The sequence below is a fragment of the Streptomyces sp. NPDC096013 genome (assembly GCF_044763565.1).
Lineage (GTDB): Bacteria > Actinomycetota > Actinomycetes > Streptomycetales > Streptomycetaceae > Streptomyces.
Map to the genome: position 1 here is coordinate 224,807 of NZ_JBIWGK010000012.1, position 23,814 is coordinate 248,620.

The 23,814-nt window shown below is 68.5% G+C and carries 22 protein-coding genes and 3 pseudogenes; 17 read left to right on the top strand and 8 right to left on the bottom strand.

Annotation, left to right across the window (positions count from 1 at the left end; all coding sequences use genetic code 11):
• Positions 1-5 precede the first annotated feature (5 nt).
• The 4 genes from ACIRB1_RS34070 to ACIRB1_RS34085 all read left to right on the top strand — a co-directional run bounded on the left by ACIRB1_RS34070 (position 6) and on the right by ACIRB1_RS34085 (position 1,300).
• Positions 6-341: a LacI family DNA-binding transcriptional regulator gene (locus tag ACIRB1_RS34070; protein WP_403468122.1), complete on the top strand. Its 336-nt coding sequence runs from the start codon at positions 6-8 to the stop codon at positions 339-341.
• 164 nt (positions 342-505) lie between these two features.
• Positions 506-919 carry a substrate-binding domain-containing protein gene (locus ACIRB1_RS34075; RefSeq protein ID WP_403468123.1) on the top strand — a complete coding sequence of 138 codons (414 nt, stop codon included), beginning with the start codon at positions 506-508 and terminating at the stop codon, positions 917-919.
• Positions 916-1,083 (top strand): hypothetical protein, encoded by a 168-nt coding sequence (locus tag ACIRB1_RS34080; protein ID WP_403468124.1) that lies wholly within the window; start codon positions 916-918, stop codon positions 1,081-1,083. The genes ACIRB1_RS34075 and ACIRB1_RS34080 overlap by 4 nt, the downstream gene beginning before the upstream one ends.
• A 34-nt stretch (positions 1,084-1,117) precedes the next feature.
• On the top strand, positions 1,118-1,300 hold the full coding sequence (locus ACIRB1_RS34085; protein WP_403468125.1) for a hypothetical protein: 183 nt from the start codon (positions 1,118-1,120) through the stop codon (positions 1,298-1,300).
• A gap of 311 nt (positions 1,301-1,611) precedes the next feature.
• On the opposite strand, the gene ACIRB1_RS34090 is transcribed toward ACIRB1_RS34085, so the two are convergent.
• The 3 genes from ACIRB1_RS34090 to ACIRB1_RS34100 all read right to left on the bottom strand — a co-directional run bounded on the left by ACIRB1_RS34090 (position 1,612) and on the right by ACIRB1_RS34100 (position 3,157).
• Complete coding sequence (locus tag ACIRB1_RS34090) at positions 1,612-2,349, bottom strand: YybH family protein (protein WP_403468126.1); 738 nt, start codon at positions 2,347-2,349, stop codon at positions 1,612-1,614.
• A gap of 188 nt (positions 2,350-2,537) precedes the next feature.
• Positions 2,538-2,915 (bottom strand): fic family toxin-antitoxin system, toxin component, encoded by a 378-nt coding sequence (locus tag ACIRB1_RS34095; RefSeq protein ID WP_403468127.1) that lies wholly within the window; start codon positions 2,913-2,915, stop codon positions 2,538-2,540.
• On the bottom strand, positions 2,915-3,157 hold the full coding sequence (locus ACIRB1_RS34100) for a hypothetical protein (RefSeq protein ID WP_403468128.1): 243 nt from the start codon (positions 3,155-3,157) through the stop codon (positions 2,915-2,917). Before ACIRB1_RS34100 ends, ACIRB1_RS34095 begins: the two co-directional genes overlap by 1 nt.
• 42 nt (positions 3,158-3,199) lie before the next feature.
• Here ACIRB1_RS34100 and ACIRB1_RS34105 point away from each other — a divergent pair.
• From ACIRB1_RS34105 to ACIRB1_RS34120, 4 genes and pseudogenes are all read left to right on the top strand, one after another.
• Positions 3,200-3,355 (top strand): annotated as a pseudogene (locus ACIRB1_RS34105) (transposase); the annotation flags it as partial.
• A 69-nt stretch (positions 3,356-3,424) separates the two neighbouring features.
• A complete protein-coding gene (locus ACIRB1_RS34110; protein WP_403468129.1) occupies positions 3,425-4,021 on the top strand; it encodes a hypothetical protein in 597 nt (198 codons plus the stop codon).
• A gap of 536 nt (positions 4,022-4,557) precedes the next feature.
• Positions 4,558-5,082 carry an AAA family ATPase gene (locus tag ACIRB1_RS34115; RefSeq protein ID WP_403468130.1) on the top strand — a complete coding sequence of 175 codons (525 nt, stop codon included), beginning with the start codon at positions 4,558-4,560 and terminating at the stop codon, positions 5,080-5,082.
• Positions 5,083-5,242: 160 nt separating this feature from the next.
• On the top strand, positions 5,243-5,467 hold the full coding sequence (locus ACIRB1_RS34120; RefSeq protein ID WP_403468131.1) for a hypothetical protein: 225 nt from the start codon (positions 5,243-5,245) through the stop codon (positions 5,465-5,467).
• Between the two features lie 29 nt (positions 5,468-5,496).
• On the opposite strand, the gene ACIRB1_RS34125 is transcribed toward ACIRB1_RS34120, so the two are convergent.
• Entirely contained in the window at positions 5,497-6,834 is a 1,338-nt protein-coding gene (locus ACIRB1_RS34125) for a hypothetical protein (protein WP_403468132.1), read from the bottom strand.
• Between the two features lie 170 nt (positions 6,835-7,004).
• Here ACIRB1_RS34125 and ACIRB1_RS34130 point away from each other — a divergent pair, with 170 nt between their 5' ends.
• From ACIRB1_RS34130 to ACIRB1_RS34140, 3 genes and pseudogenes are all read left to right on the top strand, one after another.
• Positions 7,005-7,427: a DUF6325 family protein gene (locus tag ACIRB1_RS34130; RefSeq protein ID WP_403468195.1), complete on the top strand. Its 423-nt coding sequence runs from the start codon at positions 7,005-7,007 to the stop codon at positions 7,425-7,427.
• Positions 7,428-7,482: 55 nt separating this feature from the next.
• Positions 7,483-7,767 carry an SHOCT domain-containing protein gene (locus ACIRB1_RS34135; protein WP_352182947.1) on the top strand — a complete coding sequence of 95 codons (285 nt, stop codon included), beginning with the start codon at positions 7,483-7,485 and terminating at the stop codon, positions 7,765-7,767.
• A gap of 148 nt (positions 7,768-7,915) precedes the next feature.
• Positions 7,916-8,442: pseudogene (locus tag ACIRB1_RS34140) on the top strand (hypothetical protein).
• Between the two features lie 61 nt (positions 8,443-8,503).
• Here the strand turns inward: ACIRB1_RS34140 and ACIRB1_RS34145 are convergent.
• Positions 8,504-9,804, bottom strand: a pseudogene (locus ACIRB1_RS34145) (DUF2252 domain-containing protein).
• A gap of 784 nt (positions 9,805-10,588) precedes the next feature.
• Between ACIRB1_RS34145 and ACIRB1_RS34150 the strand changes: the two are divergent.
• Positions 10,589-13,282: a LuxR C-terminal-related transcriptional regulator gene (locus tag ACIRB1_RS34150; protein ID WP_403468133.1), complete on the top strand. Its 2,694-nt coding sequence runs from the start codon at positions 10,589-10,591 to the stop codon at positions 13,280-13,282.
• 113 nt (positions 13,283-13,395) lie between these two features.
• Here the strand turns inward: ACIRB1_RS34150 and ACIRB1_RS34155 are convergent, their stop codons facing one another.
• On the bottom strand, positions 13,396-15,243 hold the full coding sequence (locus tag ACIRB1_RS34155; RefSeq protein ID WP_403468134.1) for a glycoside hydrolase family 15 protein: 1,848 nt from the start codon (positions 15,241-15,243) through the stop codon (positions 13,396-13,398).
• A 266-nt stretch (positions 15,244-15,509) separates the two neighbouring features.
• Here ACIRB1_RS34155 and ACIRB1_RS34160 point away from each other — a divergent pair, with 266 nt between their 5' ends.
• The 3 genes from ACIRB1_RS34160 to ACIRB1_RS34170 all read left to right on the top strand — a co-directional run bounded on the left by ACIRB1_RS34160 (position 15,510) and on the right by ACIRB1_RS34170 (position 17,272).
• Complete coding sequence (locus ACIRB1_RS34160) at positions 15,510-15,719, top strand: hypothetical protein (RefSeq protein WP_352182943.1); 210 nt, start codon at positions 15,510-15,512, stop codon at positions 15,717-15,719.
• Positions 15,720-16,000: 281 nt separating this feature from the next.
• On the top strand, positions 16,001-16,663 hold the full coding sequence (locus ACIRB1_RS34165) for an HdeD family acid-resistance protein (RefSeq protein WP_403468135.1): 663 nt from the start codon (positions 16,001-16,003) through the stop codon (positions 16,661-16,663).
• A gap of 144 nt (positions 16,664-16,807) precedes the next feature.
• Positions 16,808-17,272, top strand: coding sequence for an SHOCT domain-containing protein (locus tag ACIRB1_RS34170; protein ID WP_403468136.1), 465 nt, complete (start codon positions 16,808-16,810; stop codon positions 17,270-17,272).
• 437 nt (positions 17,273-17,709) lie between these two features.
• Here the strand turns inward: ACIRB1_RS34170 and ACIRB1_RS34175 are convergent, their stop codons facing one another.
• The gene (locus ACIRB1_RS34175; protein ID WP_403468137.1) at positions 17,710-19,311 is read right to left on the bottom strand and encodes a helix-turn-helix domain-containing protein; all 1,602 of its coding nucleotides are present in this window, start codon (positions 19,309-19,311) and stop codon (positions 17,710-17,712) included.
• 405 nt (positions 19,312-19,716) lie between these two features.
• On the opposite strand from ACIRB1_RS34175, the gene ACIRB1_RS34180 reads away from it, so the two are divergent.
• Both ACIRB1_RS34180 and ACIRB1_RS34185 read left to right on the top strand, forming a co-directional pair.
• On the top strand, positions 19,717-19,902 hold the full coding sequence (locus ACIRB1_RS34180) for a hypothetical protein (RefSeq protein ID WP_403468138.1): 186 nt from the start codon (positions 19,717-19,719) through the stop codon (positions 19,900-19,902).
• Positions 19,903-20,254: 352 nt separating this feature from the next.
• Positions 20,255-20,680, top strand: a complete 426-nt coding sequence (locus ACIRB1_RS34185; protein WP_403468139.1) for a Pycsar system effector family protein — start codon at positions 20,255-20,257, stop codon at positions 20,678-20,680.
• 1,136 nt (positions 20,681-21,816) lie between these two features.
• On the opposite strand, the gene ACIRB1_RS34190 is transcribed toward ACIRB1_RS34185, so the two are convergent.
• Positions 21,817-23,652 carry an arabinofuranosidase catalytic domain-containing protein gene (locus ACIRB1_RS34190; protein WP_403468140.1) on the bottom strand — a complete coding sequence of 612 codons (1,836 nt, stop codon included), beginning with the start codon at positions 23,650-23,652 and terminating at the stop codon, positions 21,817-21,819.
• Positions 23,653-23,814: the final 162 nt, after the last annotated feature.

Sequence of the window (23,814 nt, forward strand, 5' to 3'; positions counted from 1 at the left end):
TCACGATGACCGACGTCGCGCGGGAGGCCGGAGTGTTCTTGGTGGCGGTCTCCCCCGTGCTCGACCAGCCGCACATCGTGGCGGCGCCCACCCGACAGCGCGTCCAGTCCGCCATCGACCGGATCAGCTTCGTGCGCAGCAAGCATGCCCCTGTGCTGAAAGACGGCTCGTCACTCCTCATCGCCATTCTCGTACCCGATCTCACCAACCCCTTCTACGTCGCCCTCGTTCGAGCAGCAGTGCAAAAGGCTCATCGAACCTGGCCGGGAATCCTCGTGTGCAACGAGAACGCGGAGGTCGAAGAGAGGTCCCGCAGTCTTGCGCTTCGGGACGAACACTAGGTCAGGGGCCGTACTCCACACGTCCGTATCCGTCGCCTTCGTCAGCGGTCCCGATCGCGTTCCTCAACTCGCCGCTCGTCGCGGTGGAGCCCTCCCAGCGGTCGCAGGGGCTGATTCCGGCGACACCCGTCCCCAGGATCTGCCGGTACCTGAACTGACTCTGGATGCAGGCCGAGCTGCCGGCAGCCGCCTCCTGGAACTCAACCCGACACCGACCGCGTTCTTTTGCGTCAACGACCTTGGCGCTCGGTGTGCTGCAGGCCCTGTATGAAGGAGGCCGGCGTGTCCCCCGTGACACAGCCCTCGTGGGATACGACGACATTGCCTACGCTGCGTCCGTCGCAGTCCCCCTGACCTCGATCCATCGTCCCGCCGACGCGATGGGCGAACTCGCGTTACGACTGCTCATCGCCAAGACAGGGGCCCACGGCCAACCCCATCACCACCAGCAGATCGTCCTGCGTCCCGAACCCCTCGTGCGTAGTTCGACCCTCGCCCCGCAGAACCACTCTGCTTCTGCGAGAGCCGCAGTCCGTTCCCCTCGGGGCGGGCGAGCGGACGGCGGACTCCTCTCGTGAGCACCGCGCGACGGCGTCTGCCCACGGACCCGAGCACCTCCAGGACCCCGCCCGAGGACGGGCCGCCGTCGCTGCTGCTGCCCGCCGAACGCGCCCACAGGAGCCAGGCCGTCGGCGATGTGAAGGCCTGCGGACACTCGGACCGGGCAACCCCCACGGCATGAGTCCAAAAGTGGTGCGCGCGTGTTCTCTATGAGCATGTCTGCGCATCACGCCGAGGTGCCGGGGATGGTGGCTGAGCCCGCCGAATCATTGCCGGGCACAGGACCGGGCACTGTGGAAATGCTCATCGGCGCTGCGGAATCGGCGTTCATTCGCACCGAGGTTCGCGACGTGAACAACCCCATGGCGGCGCTCAGCAACTGGATCACCCTGGCCTGAACTGCGTACGGTTGAGCGTTCGTTCATCTGCTGAACGGCTCTGATGAGCGTTCGTTCGGTCGTAGGTTGCTCGTAGGGTCAGGGACGAGGTGCCCCAGCTGCGTCTAGTCGCCGTTGTGGTCGACAGGGGCGGGCCCCAGCCGTGCCGGGAGTTCAGCGGGCCGTTGTGGGTGGCCGTCGGCGAAGTCGACGGTGGTGTTCTGTGAGGCCGCCTGCCGGTCGCGGCACAGGCGGCGGATGCATCGGGCGAGGGCTCGCCCGCACCAGGGCGAACACGAACAACGAAATGAAGTGACCGGTCCTGGGACAGTTCAGGAACTCAGATGCTCGTGCAGCATTTTCCACCGACCGTCCCGCCGCACGATCACGTTGGTGCCCCGCCCGTGCCCGGAACGTCGTTCGCCACCGACGACACCGGTCCAGGCGAACTGATACCGGCACACCGCAATGTCGACGCCGAGCACGGGCCACTCCAGGTCCCGGACCTCATACACCTCGTCGAGGATGGTCGCGAAGGTCTTCTCGACCGCGGAACGGATCTCCTCGACCCCTCGGTATGAGCCGTCCGAGAACCAGTAGACGGCGTCCTCGGCCAGGAAGGGCACGACGCGCTCGATGGCGTGGCTGTTGTTCGCCTGCTCGTACTCGCCCATGAACGAAGCGAGTTCAGATTCCAAGCCCGCCTGATCCGTCACGGCGACCAACCTGCCGACATTGCCGCACCACCGCCATGTTCCCTTGTCCACTTGCTCTGTGGTCCCATTTTCGACCCGCCACTGGCCACCACAAGACACCCGGTCCTCACCAACATTCCACGAACTGCCGCCGAGTTGGAGCCGCCCCGACTGGGTGGAGGCGTACTCCGGGGGCAGACGGCCAGGGTCCTTGGAGGGACCGATACGGATGTTGATGTGGGCGGTATGGGGGCCGAGGGCCTGTTCACGGTAGTCGGCCCGGAAACGGGCGCCGCAGGCACGGGCGGACGCGACCTCGCCGATGACGATCTCCGGCAGAGGCCACACATCGTCGATCGCGAACCGGTCGAGCACGGTTAATGGGTGTGATGTTGCAAGTCGAGGCGGACGGTTTCCACCGTCGTAGGGGCAGTCGCCGGGAAGTGCGCTCCCCGGGCTCGAGCGGTTCGACGTAGTCCATGCGAGCCACCGGCACTTGGCCGTCTTCCAGCATCAGATCCTGGATGCCAGGACGGTTCGTTACGACCGGCTGTTGCCGTAGGTCAGCTGGTGAGGGGCCAGGTGCGCAGGAGCGCGGCGATCCTGGTGGTGGTGCAGGCGGGGTCGCGGAGCAGGTCGCGCAGGCCGAGTGCGTCCTCGCGGGCGGGTTTGACCTGGATCCCGGATGCTTCGAGGTACATCACGCCAGTCGCCGCGGCGACGGCCATGTTGGAGCGCTCCAGCCACCGGCAGCGGCCGAGGATGTGGACCAGGGCCGCGGCGCGGGCGTAGGGGCCGTCGTAGACGGCCTGTTCCAGGAGTTCAGCCTTGTGGCAGGCGACGGCGGCGACGGGCACGCCGTAGTCATCGGGGGCAGGGTCTGCGGCGCCCGCCAGTTCGGCGACCTGGAGGATCCAGGGGACGTCGATGTGCAGTTCCATTACGCGGCGTGGGCTCCCCGCGTGCCACGGCCAGCGTCCTGGCCCTCGGCCTCGTCGAAGAGGTCCTGGTGCTCGTCGAGGAAACGGGCCGCAGCATCCAGGCCACGCCGGCGGAGGCCGTCGGTGTCCTCGATGACGAGGCGGGCGATGTACTCGCCGAGGTCCATGCCGCGGTCCCTGGCTCGGGCCTGTGCAAGTTCCTTGACGTCGGTGTCGACGCGAACGCCGAGTTGAGTCTTCACCCCCACATGGTAACAGCTGTTACCAATCTGGTGCGGTGAGTCCGGCACGGCCCTCATCGCTGGATCGTCGAGAGAACACTGTCCTGGCTCGCCAGATGCCGACGTCTGCACCGCCGCTACGAGCGGAAGGCCGAGCACTTCCTCGCGTTCGTCGACATAGCCGCTGCCCTCATCGGCTCCCGCCGACTCAGCAGCTGAGCCGACCTCAGCCTGCTGTGTCAGTGGCAACCCATAGGGTGCGCGCATCATCTCCAAGGAGGAAGTCCCGTGGGCTTTTCCGGTCACCTGGTCTTTGCTCGCAGCAAGCGTCCGCTGCTGGAAGCACCCGTGTTCGACGGCATCCATCAGGAACTTAAGGACACCGTGCAGGCGTGGTGCCCCCGACCGGGCGGTTGGCAGACCCTTCAGTTCGACCACGGACTCTGGGAGAACGAGTCTCTGTCCACCCTGGTCGGATGGACTACCGCACCTGCCTGCGTCGCGGACGTCGCCGACAGCGACATCGCTCGCCTGACTGGGCTGGGAACCGACGGTCAGCGTTGGCGGGCGTGGCTCAACCTCGACAACGCGGCGACACTCCTCACCGAGGAGCCCGAGAACCTGGAGGACGTGAGCCTTTGGGTAGGCACACCCGAGTTCACCGAGGCAGTGACGCACAAGCGCGCGGAACTCGACGCGGATGTACCGGCCGCCGCTGAAGAAGCCCTCCTCTGGGCCGCAACGGCTGGAATACCGACCACAGCGCAGCAGCCCCGGATCGAAGAGCTGCTGCGCTCGCAGGAGACCTTTGTGGAAGACCTCTTCAGGGAACTGCTGGACGAGTTGGGCTTTCCCCGGGCTGCCCAACTCCTTCCAGAGCCGTAAGAAGCGACCCCACGTCTAAGCTGAACCCCGCCGGACACGGGCGGGGATATGGCTGTTCGACTCGGCCGGCTTCTTCCCGAGGGACGCCGAAGGTCAACGGTCAGAGGTCGGGCGGTCAGAGCCGGGACATCACCAGCGGATGCTACGGAACGACGCACAGGCAGCGGACGACCGGGAACTTCCGCCAGAAGATGGCGGCACCTTCGACTAGCACACTCGGTGACACCACGACTGACCGCACCGAGGAATACGCGGGATCATCCGATGTGCCCAACCGCGCTGCGTCACCGTATGTGAACCGTTGTCCCACTGTGGCCTCCCGGCGATGCGAGGCACTGGGAATCGAGCGTGACGACCCCGCCGTCCAGCCCGGGAAGTTCGCCGCCTGGTTTCACAGGCGAGGCGTCCAACTTGTCATACAGGCCGAGTCAGCAGTCCTTCTGTCACCAGAATCAAAAATCGAAAACCTGCGGCTCTCTACCCATAATTTCTACTCTGCCCGTCCGTGCGGCCCCCACGACGCTAGCGTCAACGACATGATCGTATGGCTCAACGGCACCCATGGCGTAGGCAAGACGACGACCAGCGCGCTCGTCCAGCAACTCCTCCCGGACTCGCGGGTGTTCGACGCCGAGAAGGTCGGCGAGACGCTCATGGACATCAAGCCGGGGCTGCCCGTAACGGACAACTTCCAGCACTGGCCGCCATGGCGGCTCCTCGTAGTCGAGACCGCCCGACGCGTCCTCGACTACACCGGCGGCACTCTGGTGATGCCCATGACCGTCCTGGTCGAGCGGTACTGGCGTGAGATCAGCGCGGGCCTTGCCGAGCACGATATTCCGGTCCGGCACTTCGTCCTCCACGCAGACCAGGACACCCTCCGCGCGCGCATCGCGGGCGACAGCGTTCTCGGCCCCAACTCCCCGTTCCGTCTCCGATACCTCGAGCCCTACGCCAAGGCGGCCCGCACATGGCTGCACGCCGAAGCCGAGGTCGTCGACACCACGCCCCTCACCCCCGCCCAGGCCGCCCAACACATCGCAGAGGCCGTCAAGACCTGAGACGACCTCCCGACGCCACACGTGGCAGGTGACAACAAGACTGCCTATGCGACGACTACCGCGCTTCGGCTCAACCGCGTCGTGCTGCATGCAGCCGGTATAGATCTTTTGGCCTGCTGCACGAGAAGCACCCTTATCCCGCCTGGTCCATGCGCATGGTGTGCTGCACAGCGGAACCCGTCGTGCGGCAGACCACGGGCACGACCACGACCACGGGCACCAGCGGCTACAGCACCGTCCCGGCCAACGCACGCTGGTCACCGGTCAGGGCGTAGCAGCGGGCAGAGCGTCCCTTCTCGAACGCCTCGCCGATCTCGCCATCGGGTGGAAGCACCTCGACGGATACCGGACCCTCATCTCACGCATGCGCGCGGACCACCTCTGAACCCGCGAACGGAGCTTGCTGGTGATACGTCAGGGCGTGGTGGTGGCCCGGGAGTCGGTGGCTGCCGGTGCGGGTCCGGTGTCCAGGAATTCTCGGATCGCGAAGCCCGCCAGCACGATGACCGCGGTCCACACAACGACCATCGTGGTCGGGTAAGTCCAGGTGAACAGGACGATCGCGGCGACCACCACGATCGCGGCCCCGATCCACCGCTTGAAGCGGTGCACGAACCGCCCGACCGCACCCAGTCGAAGTCCTCCGGAGACCGCGACGTCACGTACGGCGCCGATGCTCCTGCGGCAGCTCGCGCGGACGAGGACGGCGATCCGGGACGGGCCGCTCAGGAAAGCGCCGACGGCGGTGACGAGAGCTACGGCGCCGAGCGCCCGTACCCCGGCACGCAGGAACTTGATCAGGGCGTCGTACACCGCTCCGGCGGCGGGCGGGGAGGCGCCGGGGGGCAGATGGTCGAGGTACACGTCACGGAAGACGGTGAGCATGATGCCGAGGAACAGCATGGCCGCGAACACCGCCAGCGCGGCTCCGATCAGCGCGTGCCGGCGGTTGAACCCGGTGTAGACCCCCGCGGCGGCGACCAGCAGGGCGATGAGGGGCAGCCAGTTGCCCATGATCTGGAGCACCCTCATGTATGTCTTGATCTTGCCGATGTCCTTCGACTCGAACACCACGAAGTTCGTGTGGACATCCGGGATCTTCGCGGCCACGCCGAGGCCGGCTTTGACCAACCGATCCTTGACCCTGGCCACGATGGGTGCCACGTCGATGGCCACCTGGTTGTTCTGGAGCGAGGCCGCGCCATCGGCTCTGCCCGTCAGGGCCTTCTCGACGGCCGAGTGCGCTCTGCGGTTGCCTTCCACCCAGACCGTCTCGAAGGCAGTGCTGGTGACGACCCGCTCCACGGTCCCGCTGACCAGCTGCTTCAGACCGCTCGTGATCGGCGCCCGCAGATTGCCGACCAGCTGGGCTGCCTTCGGCGGGACGCCCTTCTCCGCCACGGTGTCCTGAAGCTGCTTGACCAGCGTGTCCACGTCGATCTGTGCCAGTACCTGGTCGGTGACCCGCCGGGCAACCGCCCTCTGCACATCGGGATGGGATGCCAGCGGCCCCACCGTGGCGACGTAGCGGTCCGTGTCCCGCACGACGCTGTTCGCCCAGACGGCGACGACGGACAGCAGCGACAGCAGGGCCGCGAGGAGAATCAGCAGCACGGAGCCCGTGGACCGGAACGGGTGATGCCGGGCCGCCTGCGGGCGTGCGCCACTCTCGAGGGCACCCACGCGGTGCCGCAGTTCATCCAGTTCGCTGCGCTCCTGGCTCGAGAGCGGCTCGTCACCTGTGTGGGCCATGGGCACCAGCAGAGCGATGCGATGCCACCGGCGCGACCGGGGTGGGCCCGACGAGTGAACTTGGCACGACATGCGACCGGCGCTGTCCGGTGATGCAGTGGCAGGGGGGCAACGAGTTCAGAGGTGACGCCGTGAGCGACGCATTCGATGAAGTCGACGCATCTGGCGAGATGGGACCTATCGACTATCTGGTCGTCGAGTTCCCCGGCAACCGAATGACCGGCGAGGGCCTCCCCCTCCTGGTCGATCTGGTGGACCGCGGCCTCATCCGGATCCTCGATCTGACCTTCATCCGGAAGGACGCCGACGGCTCCGTGACCGGCCTGGAGATCGGGGATCTTACCGACGACGGGCAGCTCGACCTGGCCGTCTTCGAAGGGGTGTCCTCCGGCCTGCTGGGCCAGGACGACCTCGAAGAAGCAGCCGCCGCTCTGGAACCCGGCAACTCCGCCGGCGTTCTGATCTACGAGAACCTATGGGCCGCCCCGTTCGCTGCCGCCCTGCATCGCGGCGGTGCCGAGCTGGTTGCCTCCGGACGCATTCCCGCGCCTGCCGTTCTGGCCGCGCTCGACGCGACCGAGATCGCTCCCTGACCACCAACGAACATCGCTCCCCGACGAACAACGAGAAGCGAGAAGGGAGATCGCCATGCCGGGACTTCTCCGAGGGGTCGCCCGCACGGCCGTCGTCGCCGGAACGGCGACCGCCGTGTCGAACCGTGTGTCCCGCCGACAGCAGGGGCGGTGGGCGGCCCAGCAGGAGTATCAGGCGCCCGCACCGCAGTCCGCGCCTCCCGTCGATCGGAACGCTCCGCCAGCCACCGATATGACCAGCAGGATCGAACAGCTGAAACAGCTGGGCGACCTCAAGGCCCAGGGCATTCTCACCGAAGCGGAGTTCGAGGACCAGAAGCGCAAGCTCCTCGCTCCCTGACCCGCGCCACAGTGCGTTCTCGGGGTGCTCGGCGTCGGACGGTGGCCCCATGACGTGAGCCACATGGCGCGTACTTCGGATGCGCTGCGAAGAGAGGCGGACCGTTCGCCGGCCACGCTCCGAGCGGCTCCACCGGAGGGAGCCGCAGGTGGCCAGAACCAGGACCGGCCCGACCACGGCCCGCAGTACGCACCGGACCGGGCACCACTCCCGGCCGAACTACACGGGCGGGGTCTACGGATCCATGCTCGCGGCCTCCGTGGTGATCGGCGCCGGCTCCCTGGGCTCTTTCCCCCGCACCGAGCTGGTGCTGCTGCTGTTGCTCACCGGCGTGGTGTTCTGGATCGCGCATGTGCATGCCCAGCTGTTCGGGGCGCGCCTGGCGCAGCGAGCGCTGGACCGCCGGATCGTGCTGGACGTCTGCCGTGACGAGTGGCCGATCGTCAACGCCGCCGTCCGCCGGCCGCCGCGGTGGCCATCAGCCCGCTCCTGAGCCTGGATGTGCGCGGTGCCGTCTGGCTGGCTCTCTGCGTCGCCGTGGCCGGCCAGGTGGGCTGGTCCGTGGCCGCGGCACGGAGCGCCGGTGCTTCGTGGCGGCTCGTGGCCGCTACGGCATCGGTCAACCTGGCGCTCGGCCTGCTGATCATTTCCTTCAAGATCGTTCTGAAGCACTGACCCGTGGCGCTGCGGGCACACCGGCAGGCCGTAAAGGGCACGCGGGCGGGCCGTAAGCGGCTCAGAGCCGCTCCGCTGTGATCCGGCCGGTACGGCAGGCGGCCCCCAGTGCCTCGTAGTCCCGCTCGTTCTGATCGGCGTAGGACTGGGCGAATTCGGTGAGCGCGCGGTCGAAGCGATCGCTGCCGCCCAGGTAGGCGGCGATGGCGACGGGATCGCCCGAGCGGGCGTGGGCCCGCGCCAGGGACGCCCCGCACAACCGGCCGAAGAGGGCCAGCAGAGCCGGACTCATGCTCTCCGGCCTTGCGATGCCCTTACAGTCCCACAGCTGCCGCACGTAGAAGTCGCGGTCCTGCCCGTCGAAGTCCGTGACGCGCGTCCAGCCCAGGAAGATGTCGCCGGAGGTCTGCATCAGGCGCTGACCGTCCACCACCCGACGGCCCTGGTTGTCGTAGCGTTCGCCGTCCGTCTGAACGGCCAGCACCGACTCCCGGGCCTCCTTGGCCTGCAACAGAAGGGGATCGTCGTCGTCCCTCCCGAGCAGAAGCAGGATCCAGCAGCGGGTGCCGACGCTTCCGACGCCCACCACCTTGCGGGCCATGTCCGCCAGACGGTAGTGACGCAGCAGTTGGCGGCGTTCGGACGGCAGGGTCCGTGCGTAACCGGCCACGAGGCTCTGGAGCTCCTTCTCCCGCCCGGCCTCGGACGGGTCCGTCGGCGCCAGCTGCCCGAGCGGAGTGATCAGCGGCGGGTCCGGTGCGATGCGCCGGCCCTCGGCCGTGACCCGGGTGAGCTTCGCGAAAGCCCGGAGATGGGTACGCGTGCGGGCCCGCTCCGCTGCCCGGGATGTACGGCGCAGGACCCCCTCGTTCATCGAGGAGGCCAGCAGCTGCCGCACTCGGTCGGCGTCGTCCTGCGCGTACCAGATGTCCAGGGTGCGCGTACCGGCGAAGGTGTGCATCCGCTCCCGGTACGCCTCCACGCAGGCGCGCTCGGCCTTGTACTGCTCCTTGCGCGAGAAGCCGTTCGCCCGGCCCGCCGTCACGAAGCTCGACACCAGTCGCTCGTCCCATTCGAAGGGCCCGGGCAGGGTCTCGTCGAAGTCGTTGATGTCGAAGACGAGACGACGCTCCGGCGAGGCCAGCAGTCGGAAGTTGAGCAGATGGACGTCCCCGCAGAGCTGCACCCGAAACCCAGTGTTCGGGAGAGGTGCCAGGTCTGCTGCCCCACCGGATCGGGCCGCCGCTGATCCGCCTCGAACCAGCCGTGACGCGAACGCGACGCGCGCTTGCGTGCCCTCCTGCCGTGGGCCGCTCGGTCGGTCAGTGGCAGGGACGCGGTGAAGTTGCTCGGTACGGTCATGGTCCGGCCTCCCGGTCAGGGGTTCCGACGTCGGATGCCGCACACGACTCCGCCGACGGCCCGCCGCGCTGACGGAGCGGCCGCGCCAGGACGGGGCTCGCCGGCACCCGTGCGGCAACGCCCACGGGCAGCAGCCCTCCCGCCCTCCGCGCCGTCGTCGGCGGGTGCCCGGTCCGCGACCGTGCCCTGCTGTCTCCGAAGTCGGCGCTACTGAAGGTGATCAGCGTCAAGTGCGGGGCGTCCGTACTGGTCAGCGGCTCGCTGTCCGGGGGCAGCGGCCCAACAGGTGGTAGGCACCGGCGAAGAAAGGCAGGAAGAGCGCCGGCGTCGCCGCCGGGTCTCGACGGCCTTCGGACCCTCGCCGTAACCCACACGGTGCTCGTTGCCGCGCACCTCGTCGCCGCTATCTGCCCGCTCCCCGGCCGCCGCCCAAGGGCGGGGGCGGAGCGGTCGGCGGCGCCGGTGTCAGCCTGGACCGGACCGGGTGCGGTCCGCCCTTGCGGTGCTCGGGTCGTTCATCTCGTGTGCCTTGGTTCTCGCTGGTTCCGCGCGGGGTTCCGTACGGCCGGATGGCCGAGGGAACAGGGTGCCCGGGAATCCCCACCTCACCGCCACGGCGGCGTCTGCGGATCACCCGTGGTGGGTGACCTGAGAGCCACGACCCAAGCGGGACAGCGGAGCGGTCGCGCCCCCGCGCGCGGGAGCAGGAACACTGGGATGCTGGATGCTGGACGAAAGAGCGCTGCCCATGACCCGACTTTGACGGACAGTGGTGGTGAGCGCCGTGGCGGATGCCGACGAGCGTGCTCAAGGAACGGCCGGTCACACTGCTCTGTGCGTCGATCCTCTGGGGGACCCGTTTCTCCGCACACGGATCGCGCTGCCGTCGAGGTCGGCGACATATCTGCGGCGGCAGAGGCTCGTCCGGCACCTGGACCAGGCTCTTCAGACGCCTCTGACCCTGGTCAACGGATCGGCCGGCGCGGGAAAGACCCTGCTGGCCGCCGACTGGGCCGCCGGACTGCGGCAGCCGGTCGCCTGGCTCACCGCCGAGGAGGGCGACGGCCGTCCCGGTGTGTTCTGGGCTTACCTCCTCCAGGCTCTGCGCGCGTGCGGTGTGTCGGCCTCCGGTGCCATCGGGCTTCCGAGCGAGGCGACCAGGGTGGACCACAGGCTGCTGGCGACTCTCGCCGCCGAACTGAACGAACGTGACCAGCCCGTGGTCGTCGTACTCGACGAATACGACCGGGTGACCGCCCCCGAGGTGGCTGAGCAGCTGGAATTCGTCCTGCACCACGCCGGCACCGGCCTGCGCCTGGTCCTCGTCAGCCGGACGGACCCCCTGCTGCCGCTGCATCGCTACCGGACGGCCGGCAAGCTGACGGAGATCCGCGCGGCGGAGCTGGCCTTCACCCCCGAGGAGGCCGTCGCCCTGTTGGAGCTGCACGGTCTGGGCCTGCCGGTCCACGCCGCGCGCGCCTTGGTGGACCGCACCCGGGGCTGGGCTGCCGGCCTGCGTCTGTGCGCCCTGGCCGCGAGGGAGAGCGCCGACCCGGAGGTGTATCTCAAGGAGTTCGAGGCGGGCAGCAGTACGGTCGCGGACTTCCTGCTGGCCGAGGTGCTCAAGCGGCAGAAGGAGGAGGCGCAGGACCTCCTGTTGCGCGTCAGCGTCCTACAGCGTTTCTGCCCCGATCTGGCGAACGCGCTGACCGGACGGGCCGACGCCGAACCCATTCTCGTCGGACTGCACCGCGCGAACGCGTTCGTCGAGCACCTCGGGCACTCCTGGTACCGGCTCCACCCGCTGTTCGGGGAGATACTCCGGGCCCATCTGCGGGTGCGCCTGCCCGGGCTGGAGCCCGCACTCCACCGGCGGGCCGCGCAGTGGCTGCTCAGCTGCGGATCCCTCCCGGAGACACTGGCTCACGGCGCGGCCTCGGGCGACTGGGGTTTCACCGCCGACGCCCTCATCGACGACCTGGCGATCGGACAGCTCTTCACCGGTCTGCGCTCGGGTGAACTGGACCAGTTGTTCGCCGGGATGGACCTCAAGGCCGCCGGCCCCGCGACGGACCTCGTCCGGGCGGCCCGCGAACTGTCCCGGTGCGATGTCGAGCGCGGCCTGTCGCACCTGCACCACGCCGAGGAGCAGGTGGCCGCAGCACCCGTCGGGGCGGCCGCGAAACTGAGCTGTGCGCTGCTGGAGGCACTGGCCGCCCGGCTGACCGGTTCTCCCGAGCGGGCCGAGAAGGCCGCGGAGTCGGCCGATGAACTCCAGCGGGAGGTCCCCGGACAGCTCCTGGACAAGCATCCCGAAGTCACCGCGCTCCTGCTGACCCATCTGGGCTCCACACTCCTGTGGGCCGGGCGCTTCGAGGATGCGCGGGCCGCCCTGACCACGGTGGCCGACACTCCTGGCGGACCGTCCACCGTGCTCCCCCGCGAGGAGTCGATGGGGCACTTGGCACTGATCGACTACCTGAACGGCTGGATCGGCCGGGCGGAGCGCAAGGCCCTGGCGGGGGTCTCGGAGGCGGGGCGACCCGGTTCGTCCCAGCCGTGCGCAGACGGCTCGGCCGCGGGCACGGGCATCGGACTGCTGGTGCTCGCCGCCGTGGCAGTCGACCGCGATGAGCTGGACCGGGCCCAGGCTCTCCTCCACGAGATCGTTCTGCTCTCCTCCACGGCACACGATCCGGTGATGGCCGCGGGACATGCCATGGCCAGGGCTCGTCTGCTGCTGGCCCGGGGCAACGCACGTACGGCTGTCGAGGCGGCGGACCCGGGCGTTCGCGCCGTTGTGCCCTCACCCTGGGCAATGAGCCATGAGGCGCTGGTCGCTTCCGCCGCGCATTTGGCCGAAGGGCGGCCGGACAGAGCCGCCGAGGTGCTCCAGGGCGTGTCCGGTGACCAACCGGCATGTGCGGTGGAAGCCGCGCGTGCTCTGCTCGCCGCGGGCCGTCCGGGAGCGGCGGTCGACCTGCTCGACAGCATCGCGCCCCGGGCCCAGACCGGTCCAGCGGTGTCGGTTCGGGCCGGCCTGGTCCGAGCCCAGGTCGCGGACGGGGCGGGGGACGCGGCCACCGCCCGCCGGCTCGTCGAGCAGGCACTCCTCAGTGCCCGGCGCGAGCGGCTTCGGAGACCGTTCCTCGATGCCCGACCGTGGATCAGCTCCCTCCTGTCCACCGAGCCACTCCGCGAGCTGGCCGAGGGCTGGCTCACGCCTGGTCCGTCACGACCGGGTGAGCCGACCGCGGTCGACGAGCGGCCTCTCTCGCTCGTCGCGGAGGAGTTGAGCCGACGCGAGCACGACGTCCTGGAGCGGCTGGCCGGGATGATGTCGACCGAGGAGATAGCCGCCGACCTCTACGTGTCGGTGAATACGGTGAAGACCCACCTCAAGAGCGTCTACCGGAAGCTCGCGGTGAACCGGCGCAACGAAGCGGTGCGTCGCGCGCGCGACCTCAGGCTGCTGTGAACCCGCCGGCGGGGATCATAAGCGCCGCCATGATCAGCAGGTAAATCGTGATGCCGGGGTTTCTGCTCGGTCATGCTCCCTCCGCGCCTCGCGTCCTGTCGTACCGCTGACGGTCAAGCCGCCGCGGCTTCCGCCTTGTCGAGTTCCTCGTCGAGCGCGATCGCGGCGTCGATGAGTGCCAGGTGGGTGAACGCCTGGGGGAAATTGCCGAGTTGCTCGCCGGACGGCCCGATCTCCTCGGCGAAGAGGCCGACGTGGTTGGCGTAGGTGAGCATCTTGTCGAAGGCATAGCGGGCCTGGTCGAGGCGGCCGGACTTGGCGAGAGCCTGGACGTACAGGAAGGTGCACAGGTTGAAGGTGCCCTCGGAGCCCTTCAGTCCGTCGGGTGAGGCCGCCGGGTCGTAGCGGTAGACGAGGCTGTCGCTGACGAGTTCCTCGTCCATGGCGTCGAGGGTGGTCAGCCAGTCGGGGTCGTTGGGGGCGAGGAACCCGACGCGGGGCATGAGCAGCAGGGAGGCGTCGAGGACGTCCGTGTCGTAGTGCTGGACGAAGGCGCGGCGCTTCTCGCTCCAGCCGCGGTCCGTTATCTGCTGGAAGACGGTGTCGCGGGTGGCGCCCCAGCGCGCGAGGTCGGCGGGGCGGGAGTGGGTGGTGGCGAGCCTGACGCCGCGGTCGAACGCCACCCAGGTCATGAGGCGGCTGTAGGTGAAGTCCTGCCGGCCGCCGCGGGTCTCCCAGATGCCCTCGTCGGCGCGGTCCCAGTGTTCGGCGAACCAGTCCAGTAGGTCGGCGAAGACCTTCCAGCCGCGGATGCCGCCGATGTCCTCGGCCTGGGCGATGGCGTAGGCGGCCTCGCCGTAGATGTCGAGCTGGATCTGGTCGGCGGCCTCGTTTCCGGCTCTGACCGGTGCGGAACGGCGGTATCCCTCGAGGTGGCCGAGGATCTCCTCGCTCAGGTGGGGTTCGCCGTCGACGCGGTACATGATCTGGAGCGGCTCGCCGGAGGCGGACGCGCCGGCATCGAGGCGTTCGCGGAGCCAGCGGCGGAAGGCGTTGGCCTCGTCGGTGAAACCGAGGTCGATCAGTGCGCGGACCGAGAGCGATGCGTCCCGGATCCAGGTGTAGCGGTAGTCCCAGTTGCGTTCGCCGCCGATCTGCTCGGGCAGGCCCATGGTGGCGGCGGCGATCGGGGCACCGGTGGGGGCGTAGGTGAGGAGTTTGAGAGTGATCGCGGAGCGGACGACCATCTCGTGCCACCGGCCGCGGTAGCGGCAGGAGCGCAGCCAGGTCAGCCAGAACGCGCGACAGGCGTGGAAGGCCGCGGTGATCGCCTCGATGTCGGGAGCCGGGCCGCCGGGGCGCCCGCTGCGGGCGGCGGCGTCGCCGCTCTCGCTGGTGAGGACGATCGCGACCTGTTGGCCGGCGTGCAGGGTGAACCGGGCGGTGACGTCGCTGCCGTCCGGGTGGAGTTCGACCGGGGCGGTGGCCTGTAGGTGCAGGTCTGTGCCGGGGCCGTGGAAGACGAAGGAACCGTCGTCGACGCGGTCCAGGGAGTGCTCGGCCCGGCCGTAGTCGAAGCGCGGCCGGCAGATCAGTTCGAACGGCAGGCTGCCTCGCACCACACGGGCCACCCGGACCAGACGGTGCGAGGCGGACGGGGTCGTCGAGGGGTCCGGCTCCATGAAGTCGATGACCTCGCCGACGCCGTCCGGGGCCATGTAGCGGGTCACCAGGATGGCCGTGTCCGCGAGGTAGAGCTGGCGTACGGTGACCTCCTCCTCGACGTCGGCGGTCAGTCGGCAGTGGCCGCCGCGGTCGCTGTCGAGCAGGGAGGCGAACAGGCTGGGAGAGTCGAACCTCGGTGTGCACCACCAGTCGACGGTCCCGTCGGCGGCGATCAGCGCCGCGGTCTGCAGGTCGCCGACGAGCCCGTGATCGGCGATCGGGGGGTAGTCGTCCATGGCATCTCCTCGTGTTGCGGGGCACGAGCGTCTGGACCGCGGCTCGACCCGGTACCGCGACCGGGGGCTCAGGAGCCCGGGAGCCCGCACGCCCGTCGGGCGTGGTCCGAGAACCTGGCCCGCACCGTCGGACACCACACGGAATCACACGTGCACCAGGCGGCGGATCACCTGTACCGGGTGAGGTCCGGCCAGGCAGAGAGGTGCACGATCTCAGGGAAGGGCGCCGTCCGTCTGCCCCCACGCCGCCCGCGGGAGAACAGCCCATGCGCTACGAGATTCGCGTCGAGGGACACATGTCGGAAACGCTGACCAAAGCCTTCCCGGAGTTGGGCCACGTGGTGATGTCCGGCCAGACGGTCCTGTACGGCCCCGTCGTGGACGAAGGGCACCTCTACGGCCTGCTGGCCCGCTTCCAGTCGCTGGGACTGCGTGTCCTGGAGATGCGGCAGCTTCCGGAAGGCCGGGCCGACTGACAATTCCCCCGATCGGTCCGTCCGATCGGCCTCGGGGGGCAGCTCAGCTCGTGGCTCCTGGTTCCGACTGCCGCACGTGTGTGTTCGTCGCAGGCTCGGCGAACACATCCACTTCCCTCTCATCCGACCCCCATCCCATCGCCACGAAGGTGCCGCCCGATCACCCGCCGTGGGTGACCCGGCGGCCAGGTGGCACGCGGGATGCTGAGGCACCCGGGGTTCCCACGCACCGCCCCGTCGGGGGTCCTGGAGCGACCCGTCCGATCGTGCGAGGAGGAGCCATGACCATGTCGCGTGATCCGGCGTCGTCGGCCGAACCGGAACCCCCTGCCGACGGGGCGGACCCCCGCCCGGTGAGTGATGCCGCGGACGTACTGGCGCAACTGGGCCGTTCGTGGACCTGGATCCTGGGCTCAGCGGTCGCGACGGTGGTGCCGGGCGTCTTGGTGCTGGTCTGGCCGGACGAGACCCTGCACGTCCTGTCCGTCCTCATCGGCCTGTACCTGCTGGTGACCGGGGCGTTCCGGTTCGTGGCCTGTTTCGGCCGGGAGGAGCGCGGCGAACGGCTCCCGGGGCTCCTGCTGGCCGTGCTGTACGTCCTGGCCGGGGTGCTGTGCCTGCGGAAGCCGCTCCAGACCATCGTCGCGCTGTCCTTGATCGTCGGCGTCGTCTGGCTGGTGTCCGGCATCCTCACCCTCTACACGGCCCTCGCCGACAAGGACCTGCCGCACCGCGGCGTCCTCCTGGGCGTCGCGGTGCTCGGCATCGTCGCGGGGATCGTGGTGCTCGCCCTGCCGGCTGAATCGGCCCACGCCCTGACCCGGCTGCTCGGCCTGTGGCTCGTCCTGCTCGGTCTGGCCGAAGCGGCGGTCGCCCTCGCATGGCGGGCCGCGCTCCGAAGGACGCGCGGCCCGGGCTCGTACCGCCCCGACACGACGACCTGACAACCGGCGAACCGGCACGGCCGGGCGGACCGGGCGGCGGCCAGCACGATCACCCGCGAAGGGTGAGGTACACGACCCCGGCCCGTGCGCACCCTGAAGCGAGCACAACGGCGGCCGGGCAAGTGCCCGGAATGGAGGAAAGACATGAGCACGCAGACATACCTTGCGTACGACTACCCCATGCTGAGCGTCTTCTGGAGCATGCTCCTGTTCTTCCTGTGGATCATGTGGTTCGTCCTGCTCTTCCGGATCGTCGTCGACATCTTCCGTGACGATTCGATGAATGGGTGGGCGAAAGCCGGGTGGCTGGTGTTCACCATCCTCCTGCCGTTCCTGGGCGTCTTCGTCTACGTGATCGCCCGCGGCAAGAACATGGGCCGTCGAGAGATAGCGCAGGCCCGAGCACAGCAGGAAGCCTTCGACGCCCGCGTCAGGCAGGCCGCGGGCGACCAGGGGCAACGCAGCAGCGCGGAAGAGCTCGCCACCCTGTCCGAGATCCGCGCTCGCGGCGACATCACGGACGAGGAGTTCAACAGGGCGAAGGAACTGGTCCTGACCGACCACGGACCGGCCACCGGCTCGGCTTCCTCCTCCGCCTACGGACGCTGAGTACGCGCGGGACGACCCGACAAGGGGTACCGGCATGACGACGCGACGAAGCAGGAGTGGGCCGGGGCCTGACCGCCATCGCGAGCGTCATGTCGGCTTCGAGGAGAGCAGCTCCTCGAAGCCGCAGCGCTTGCAAGTGCCCGTCTGTAGACGCTGATCAGTGGTAGCGCGGGCGGGGCGTTCAGCGCCAGTCTGTAGCTGGTCCCGCTGGTGGTGCTACCTGAGTTCAACAGCGTACGAGCGGGCTGTTCCGGGGGCGGAATATGTGGTGCCCTGCGGTGGGCCCTGCTGCTGACGGGGTTCCTGCACGGTGGGGGGCACACCTACGGCGGTGCGGTGTTGAAGGGGGAACAACATGCATGACGCTGGCGCGAGCTTCACTCCGACTGATCGCCGGGGGTTCCAGCGGCTTGAGGCGTCCGGGCCGACGCCGCAGTTCACCGCTGGGCGCTGTCGCGGACGTGATGTTCCAAGTTGGTCCACCAGCCCGAAAGGGCTCGGGTCGGCGTGCCCCGAGTCTGGGGCTCGGCCATCAGGCGGGTGAGGAGCTCAAGTTCGTCACCCATGGCGAAGGCATATACGAGGCGCTTGAGCACCTCGCGCTGGTCGGTTGTGCCGTGCGCGGCGTGGACGTGCTGGTGGAACACGGCACGCCAGTAGGTTTCCGGGCTGCGGCCCCCGATGTGTCCCAGTGCGTGGACGGCCGCCAGCGCGACCGCCCGGGGAACACCCCGTGCGAGAGTGAGGCCCTCGACGACGGCGCGCTGGTCGGGTCCTCCAAGAACGCGCAGTGCGTACAGTATCGGGATGGCGCGGTCTCCGGTGCGCAGGACCCCGACCCGGCGCAGGTCGGCGGCCAGCGCGGAGGCGATCTGAGATTCGTAGGGGCTGGCGCGCAGCATCATCGCCGTGTACAGCCGGACGTCGGCCACCGGGTGGTGGAGGAGATCGTCGATCAGAGTGCCCAGGATGGTTGCTGCCGGTCCAGGTCCTGGGTCGTCGAGGCGGCCCAGAACGCGGGAGACGGAGGTCACCGCGGTGTCCGGGTCGGTCAGCGAGCCGTGCGTCACGATGGCGTTGAGGGTTGAGCCGCGGTTGGATACCGAAGTGGTGAGGCGCGCGCGGTGAGCGGCGGACAGCGGCAATCGGTGCAGGAGTACCGCTGCGGCTTCTACTGCGGCAGGCGGCAGGGAGAGGTGCGGGCCGGCCAGGATACCGTCCACCACGTCCACCAGGGTCTGTGTCTGCTCGGTGGTGAAGTGGTGCTTGCGGGTCTTGCGCGCGGCGGCGAGCAGGGCTCCGTAGCGGGTGTCGGCGGTCGTGGGGTCTGTGAGTTGACTCAGTACGGCCCGGCCGGCGTCTGGATGCGGGCTGCCGTCCAGCGCGCACACCGTCTCGATCAGCCCGACGTGTTCGGGTTGCTGCGCGACGGCTGCGCACACGGCGATGGCCTCGGGTCCCCACAGCGGATCGGCCAGCAGCCTGTTGAGGGCTTCGAAGCGGCGCATCCAGGCGGCGCCGCCCGCTACCACGGTCTCCTCAAGCAGCCGATGCACGACCGCGTGACGGACGCGGCCCGGAAAGATCTGTCCGCCTTCGTAGGCAGCCCATCGGGTCAGGTCATCCCAGTCGTTGCCGGTGAGGACTCCTCCGTCCAGGATCCGGGCGAGCAGGTCCTCCACGCGAGGCCCGGGGTTCGGGGATGGGTTGTTGCTTCGGTCCGAGCGCAAGAACGCCGCCGCCGTCATACCTCCCTCGTGGCGGGCTATGGTCTGGATCGGCGCCAGCAGGTGGCAGGCGCTCAGACCGAGCACATCCTCGTAGCGGCGGACAGCTGAGGCCGGCACCGGGACCAAGCCGTTCTCCCAGCGCGACAGGGAACTGGGAGAGATACCGGTAGCGTGCCGACGGTCCTCGCAATAGGCGTGGGCAAAGCCCGCCAGCCGCCGCAACGCGGGATCGGCATGGCACAGCCGGTGGGACCGCAACAGCCAGCCGGCCCGTACCTGCCATGGTGTCCAGCCGATGGCCGCAGGCACGGCCGAGACCGTATGCGTCATGTTCGCCCCCAGCTGTGCCTACCCAAAGTCACTCCACTTTGGACCTGCTGCCCCCGTGGCGGCGAGAGCGATTCTGGACACGGCGGACACGCCGGGCATCACGACGAGACCCGAAGAATGCGCTCTAGCAGAGAAAAGAAGCGACCGCAATCGCCGTTGCACGGGCGTCGGAGGCGTGGGACACGGCGGCCAGTAGGCGGTCGGCCCGCCTACAAAAGGAACTACACGATGAGCCCGCCCAGAGGAACAGAGGTCAACATGCTGAAGCTCCCGCGCGTCCGTCGGGCTGTGGCAGCTGCCGCAGCCATCGCCGCCTTGAGTGGTACAGGGGTGGCCCTTGCCTCGCCCGCTCAGGCCAGTGGCGCCTCAACCAGCGGTGCGTCCGTGTACTCGGACCAGTGGAAGAACGGCTACCGAGGGTATGTGTCCGGGGGCGTGGTCCTGATCTGCTGGGCCGATGGCGCGTGGTCCAACGGGACCAACCGCTGGTTCGCCGTCTACTACGGCTCCGGCTCGGGATATATCAACGCCAACCTCGTGAGCGGTCAGTACACCGTTAGCGCGTGCTGAAGCACCGTGCATGACGGTCCATGAGCAGGCGGCAGCACGCGTCGGGGGTAGGCGTGCTGCCGCCGCCCGCTCGGGCCAGTGGGGGCGCTGGGCGCTCCCCTCGGACGGGTGAGTGCCTGATCCTGCTGCCTTCGTGACAAAGAGAAGCGTATGCCTCTCGATCTCACGAGAGTCGGCTTGCCGTGGTCTCCGCTGAGTGCGTCTGGAGGCGGATCTTGACTGCGTAGTCGACGCGCCACGGCGAGAAGCGGGGTGGAGCGCAGTCGTCGTAAAGCACACCTCAGCTGCTTCAAGGCCATGGAGGGGCCGGATGTCGCAACAGCCACCAGACCGCACTGATCAAAACCTGAGCATGGCCGACAACATGCTGGGTCGGGAACTCATGCGGCATGACACGAAGGCCAGCCTCCTCATCGCAATCGACGGGGGGATCTTGGCCCTGGTCGCGACAATCACTCGTAGCGAAGACCTGGGTTGGGAGGTATGCCTGCCAGGGACGTTCGGGCTCGCCGTTTTGGCGGCATCCATACTGATCTTGCTTCTCTCCATCAGGCCAGCCTTAGCTGGCCGGGCCGGAGAAGGATGGGAACTATGGGCCGATTTGGACCGCGAGACCATCATGGCTCATATGAGGACGGATCGGAGCCCAGAGCGTGTCCTCTTCCTCTCGCGGATCGTCCGCCGCAAGTTTCAGCAACTGCAGATCGCCGTTGACCTCCTGATTGGCGGTTTGCTCCTCTTGGCCGTCGCCACGTTCATAGCAGCAGTGAGGCGCTGAGGTAAGTCGCAGCTACGCGCCGACGGCGCGGCAGGAAGCGCGCTGGCGCTGCCCCGCCTTCCCTCCGACTCCTCGCACCGAACCGGTCGAACTTGCCAGCTCAATATGGGCAACGCGGCCCGCAGCATCGCATCTGGCCTCGGTGACCTCGTCTCCAAACGCCTGAGAGAGCGTTCCGTCAGGTGGGGAGCCGTCCGGGGCTTTCCGGGTGGTGTGAGATCAACGAACCCGCCACACGCAGCGCCCGAGGACCGCCTGCGTATCAGGTCCGGGGCCGAGGTCCACCGACCGAATGCCGACCCGTAACTCCTTCCCTATCGCTCAACTCGGCTCGCCCGCGCCGAACCGATCGGCGGAGCTCAAAACGCCTCGCGGCCGCAGCCCCTCCCCCGTCAGCGACACAGCGCTCGAAGACGTCCGGTACGCGCTGCCGGACCTTGCTCGACGACTTCCCGCCCGTACGGATGCGGGAGAGCGGCTATTCGTCATGGCCGAACTCGTGCGGCTGGGCAGCGAGTTGGCGCTGTGCTGACCACGGTGCATGGCTGGGCGGAGGGCATGTGGTCGGCCCGGTACCTCGAACCCGCCGCCCCGGACACCGAACATAGATAGACAGCTCCTCGCTTTTGACCATCACCCAGCCCGTTACCAATCCCCGAGGCCATCAGCGCCGAGAAGCGGCCTCGGCGGCATGGACGTTGTCCCGTCAGCTGATGGTTCTGCTGGATGCTGAGCAGTCGACTGCGGCGGGGGTTGGTGAAGCCGGTGAGCCGGTATGGCTCCTGCCCGAAGAGGAGAAGAGGAGGGGAACCCGAAGTCGGCCCTTGTCCCGGCCGCGCGTTGGACGGTTTGGAGGTCGACGCCGACCGGCGGCATCGGCACAAGGTCCGCCGCCGATCGGTGCCTGGAGCCCTCGTAGGCGACTGACGTGTGCCCATGCTCGCGGTCGGCGTCGACAGCGATCGTTGGAGCACCGTGGATTGTCGTGGTCCTAGCCCCCTGCCGCGATGGCCTCCCATCCAGTCGAGAGCCAACAACTCCGGTCCAGAGCGAAGGCACTGTACGTCGCTGGGATCATGAACCACTGATCGGATGCAGGACCTTCGAGCCCCTCCACTCCTGACAGCCTCGCCTGCTCAGTCCAGTGTGAACTTCTGGGCGGCGGCGCCGTTGCAGTCCCAGATCTGAAGCCGCGTCCCGTTGGCCGTGGCGCCGCTCGGCGAGTCCAGGCAGCGACCCGACTGCGGATTGAGCAGCGACCCGTCCGCCTGCTGGACCCACTTCTGACCACCCACACCGTTGCAGTCCCACAGCTCGACCTTCGTCCCGTTGGCCGTGCCATTTCCAACGATGTCAAGGCACCTGCCGAGCGTCGACAGCGAGCTGTCGGAGCGGTGGTACCAGTGCTGGTCGACCGCCCAGGACTGGCAGTCCCAGAGCTGTACGGCCGCGCCGTTACCACCGGTGTCGTCGGCGTCGACGTCGACGCATTTGCCGCCGGGACCGATCGCCGGGGCGCCGCCGTTCACCGCGAACTTCTGCGCGGCGGAGCCGTTGCAGTCCCAGATCTGAAGCCGCGTCCCGTTGGCCGTCGCACCGCTCGGCGAGTCCAGGCAGCGACCCGACTGCGGATTGAGCAGCGACCCGTCCGCCTGCTGGACCCACCTCTGACCACCCACACCATTGCAGTCCCACAGCTCGACCTTCGCCCCGTTGGCCGTGCCATTTCCAACGATGTCAAGGCACCTGCCGATGGTGCTGAGGGAGCCGTCGGCGTTGTGCTGCCAGTGCTGGTCCTCGGCGTAGGTCTGGCAGTCCCAGAGCTGTACGGCGGTGCCGTTGCCACCGGTGTCGTCCGCTGCGGTGTCGACGCACTTGCCGCCGGGTCCGGTGATCGTCCCCTGGGGGCCGTTGGGCACGTCCGTCTCGCCGGAGTAGCCGACGGAGACGATGTTGGCCTGTACGGCGTTCTCGGCGGCGTCCGTCGGATAGCCGGCGACCATGACTCCCTCGAAGAAGGTGCCACGGTTGCGGTTGCTGTTGTCGCCGCCGATGCCCAGGATGATGCCACCTTCCTGCTGCATGGGCTGGTACCCGCCACGGGTGGGCAGGGCTCCGTCCCACCAGGTCGACAGCGCGCCGGATTGCGAGTTGCCGCCCTTGAGCGCGTATCTGGTCTGGCCGTTGTTCTTCAGGACGGCCGTCACGTAGGCGCTGTTGTTGCCCAGGTTGGCGGTGTTGGAGCCGTTGTTCCCCTGGAACATGCCGTTCTCCATGTCGGCCTCGACCCAGGGCCCCGAGCCGGTGCACGGCGCGAAGTAGCACGTCGTCGCGATGCTCACGGCATCCATGTGACCGTTGCCGGTGTCGGCCGGTGTGCTCTCCGCGTTTCCGTAGTCGAAGCAGCAGTCGGAGCCCACGTGCGTGCCGCTGGCCACCATGTAGGCGCCCTCCGGCTGGCCGTTGACCGCGATACCAGAGGCCACACCGGTGTAGCGGTAGCCCACGCCCGGTGAGATCCAGATGCCGTACACCTTGTGCCCGCCCGCGGTCACCGCGATCTCGCCGGCGTCAGCGCCACGGTCCACGCCACCCGCGGTGCCTGCCGGGCCGGGGGTGAGGTCGTTGTGCCGTGACGTCTGGTCGTAGACCTTGGAGATGCGGCAGGTCGTGTTCTGGCAGAAGGTGTCCTGCCGGCCTGCGTCGGCGTAGCCGCCCTGGGCCAGCATGCCGATGTCCGCCGTGCCTCCGTCGGAGGCACGGGTGACCTGGTAGAGCGGGCCGTTGTACGACGACAGCAGGGCGCGTGTGGTGCTGTGCGCGGCGACGCAGGGGGTGCCGGCGGCTCCGTAGATGTCGCACGGCAGTGAGCCCGCCGCCTGCGACGTCGTGGGAAGGCCGACGACGAACGCGAGGACTAGCCCGAGAGTGGCGGCTGCCGCGGCCAGGCATCTCGCCGCCCTCCGGGGCACGCGGGGACCTCGCCTTGGGTCCGTCCAGCCGATCAAGCGCCAAAGCGATGCATACATGACAAACCGTCTCCTTTGTCGAATGGTTCGAATGGTTCGAATGGTTCGAATGAGGGTGGTTTTCGTTAAGTCGGAGTCGGGCGTCCGTCGCTGCACCCGGGCGTC

What these genes read in the sequence shown, in the direction of transcription:
- ACIRB1_RS34170 (WP_403468136.1), top strand. Translation starts at nt 16,808, where the DNA reads ATGAGCACGCAGACATACCTTGCGTACGACTACCCCATGCTGAGCGTC.
- ACIRB1_RS34155 (WP_403468134.1), bottom strand. Translation starts at nt 15,243, where the DNA reads ATGGACGACTACCCCCCGATCGCCGATCACGGGCTCGTCGGCGACCTG.
- ACIRB1_RS34070 (WP_403468122.1), top strand. Translation starts at nt 6, where the DNA reads ATGACCGACGTCGCGCGGGAGGCCGGAGTGTTCTTGGTGGCGGTCTCC.
- ACIRB1_RS34115 (WP_403468130.1), top strand. Translation starts at nt 4,558, where the DNA reads ATGATCGTATGGCTCAACGGCACCCATGGCGTAGGCAAGACGACGACC.
- ACIRB1_RS34075 (WP_403468123.1), top strand. Translation starts at nt 506, where the DNA reads ATGCAGGCCGAGCTGCCGGCAGCCGCCTCCTGGAACTCAACCCGACAC.
- ACIRB1_RS34130 (WP_403468195.1), top strand. Translation starts at nt 7,005, where the DNA reads ATGGGACCTATCGACTATCTGGTCGTCGAGTTCCCCGGCAACCGAATG.
- ACIRB1_RS34160 (WP_352182943.1), top strand. Translation starts at nt 15,510, where the DNA reads ATGCGCTACGAGATTCGCGTCGAGGGACACATGTCGGAAACGCTGACC.
- ACIRB1_RS34185 (WP_403468139.1), top strand. Translation starts at nt 20,255, where the DNA reads ATGGCCGACAACATGCTGGGTCGGGAACTCATGCGGCATGACACGAAG.
- ACIRB1_RS34165 (WP_403468135.1), top strand. Translation starts at nt 16,001, where the DNA reads ATGACCATGTCGCGTGATCCGGCGTCGTCGGCCGAACCGGAACCCCCT.
- ACIRB1_RS34095 (WP_403468127.1), bottom strand. Translation starts at nt 2,915, where the DNA reads ATGGAACTGCACATCGACGTCCCCTGGATCCTCCAGGTCGCCGAACTG.
- ACIRB1_RS34085 (WP_403468125.1), top strand. Translation starts at nt 1,118, where the DNA reads ATGTCTGCGCATCACGCCGAGGTGCCGGGGATGGTGGCTGAGCCCGCC.
- ACIRB1_RS34135 (WP_352182947.1), top strand. Translation starts at nt 7,483, where the DNA reads ATGCCGGGACTTCTCCGAGGGGTCGCCCGCACGGCCGTCGTCGCCGGA.
- ACIRB1_RS34125 (WP_403468132.1), bottom strand. Translation starts at nt 6,834, where the DNA reads ATGGCCCACACAGGTGACGAGCCGCTCTCGAGCCAGGAGCGCAGCGAA.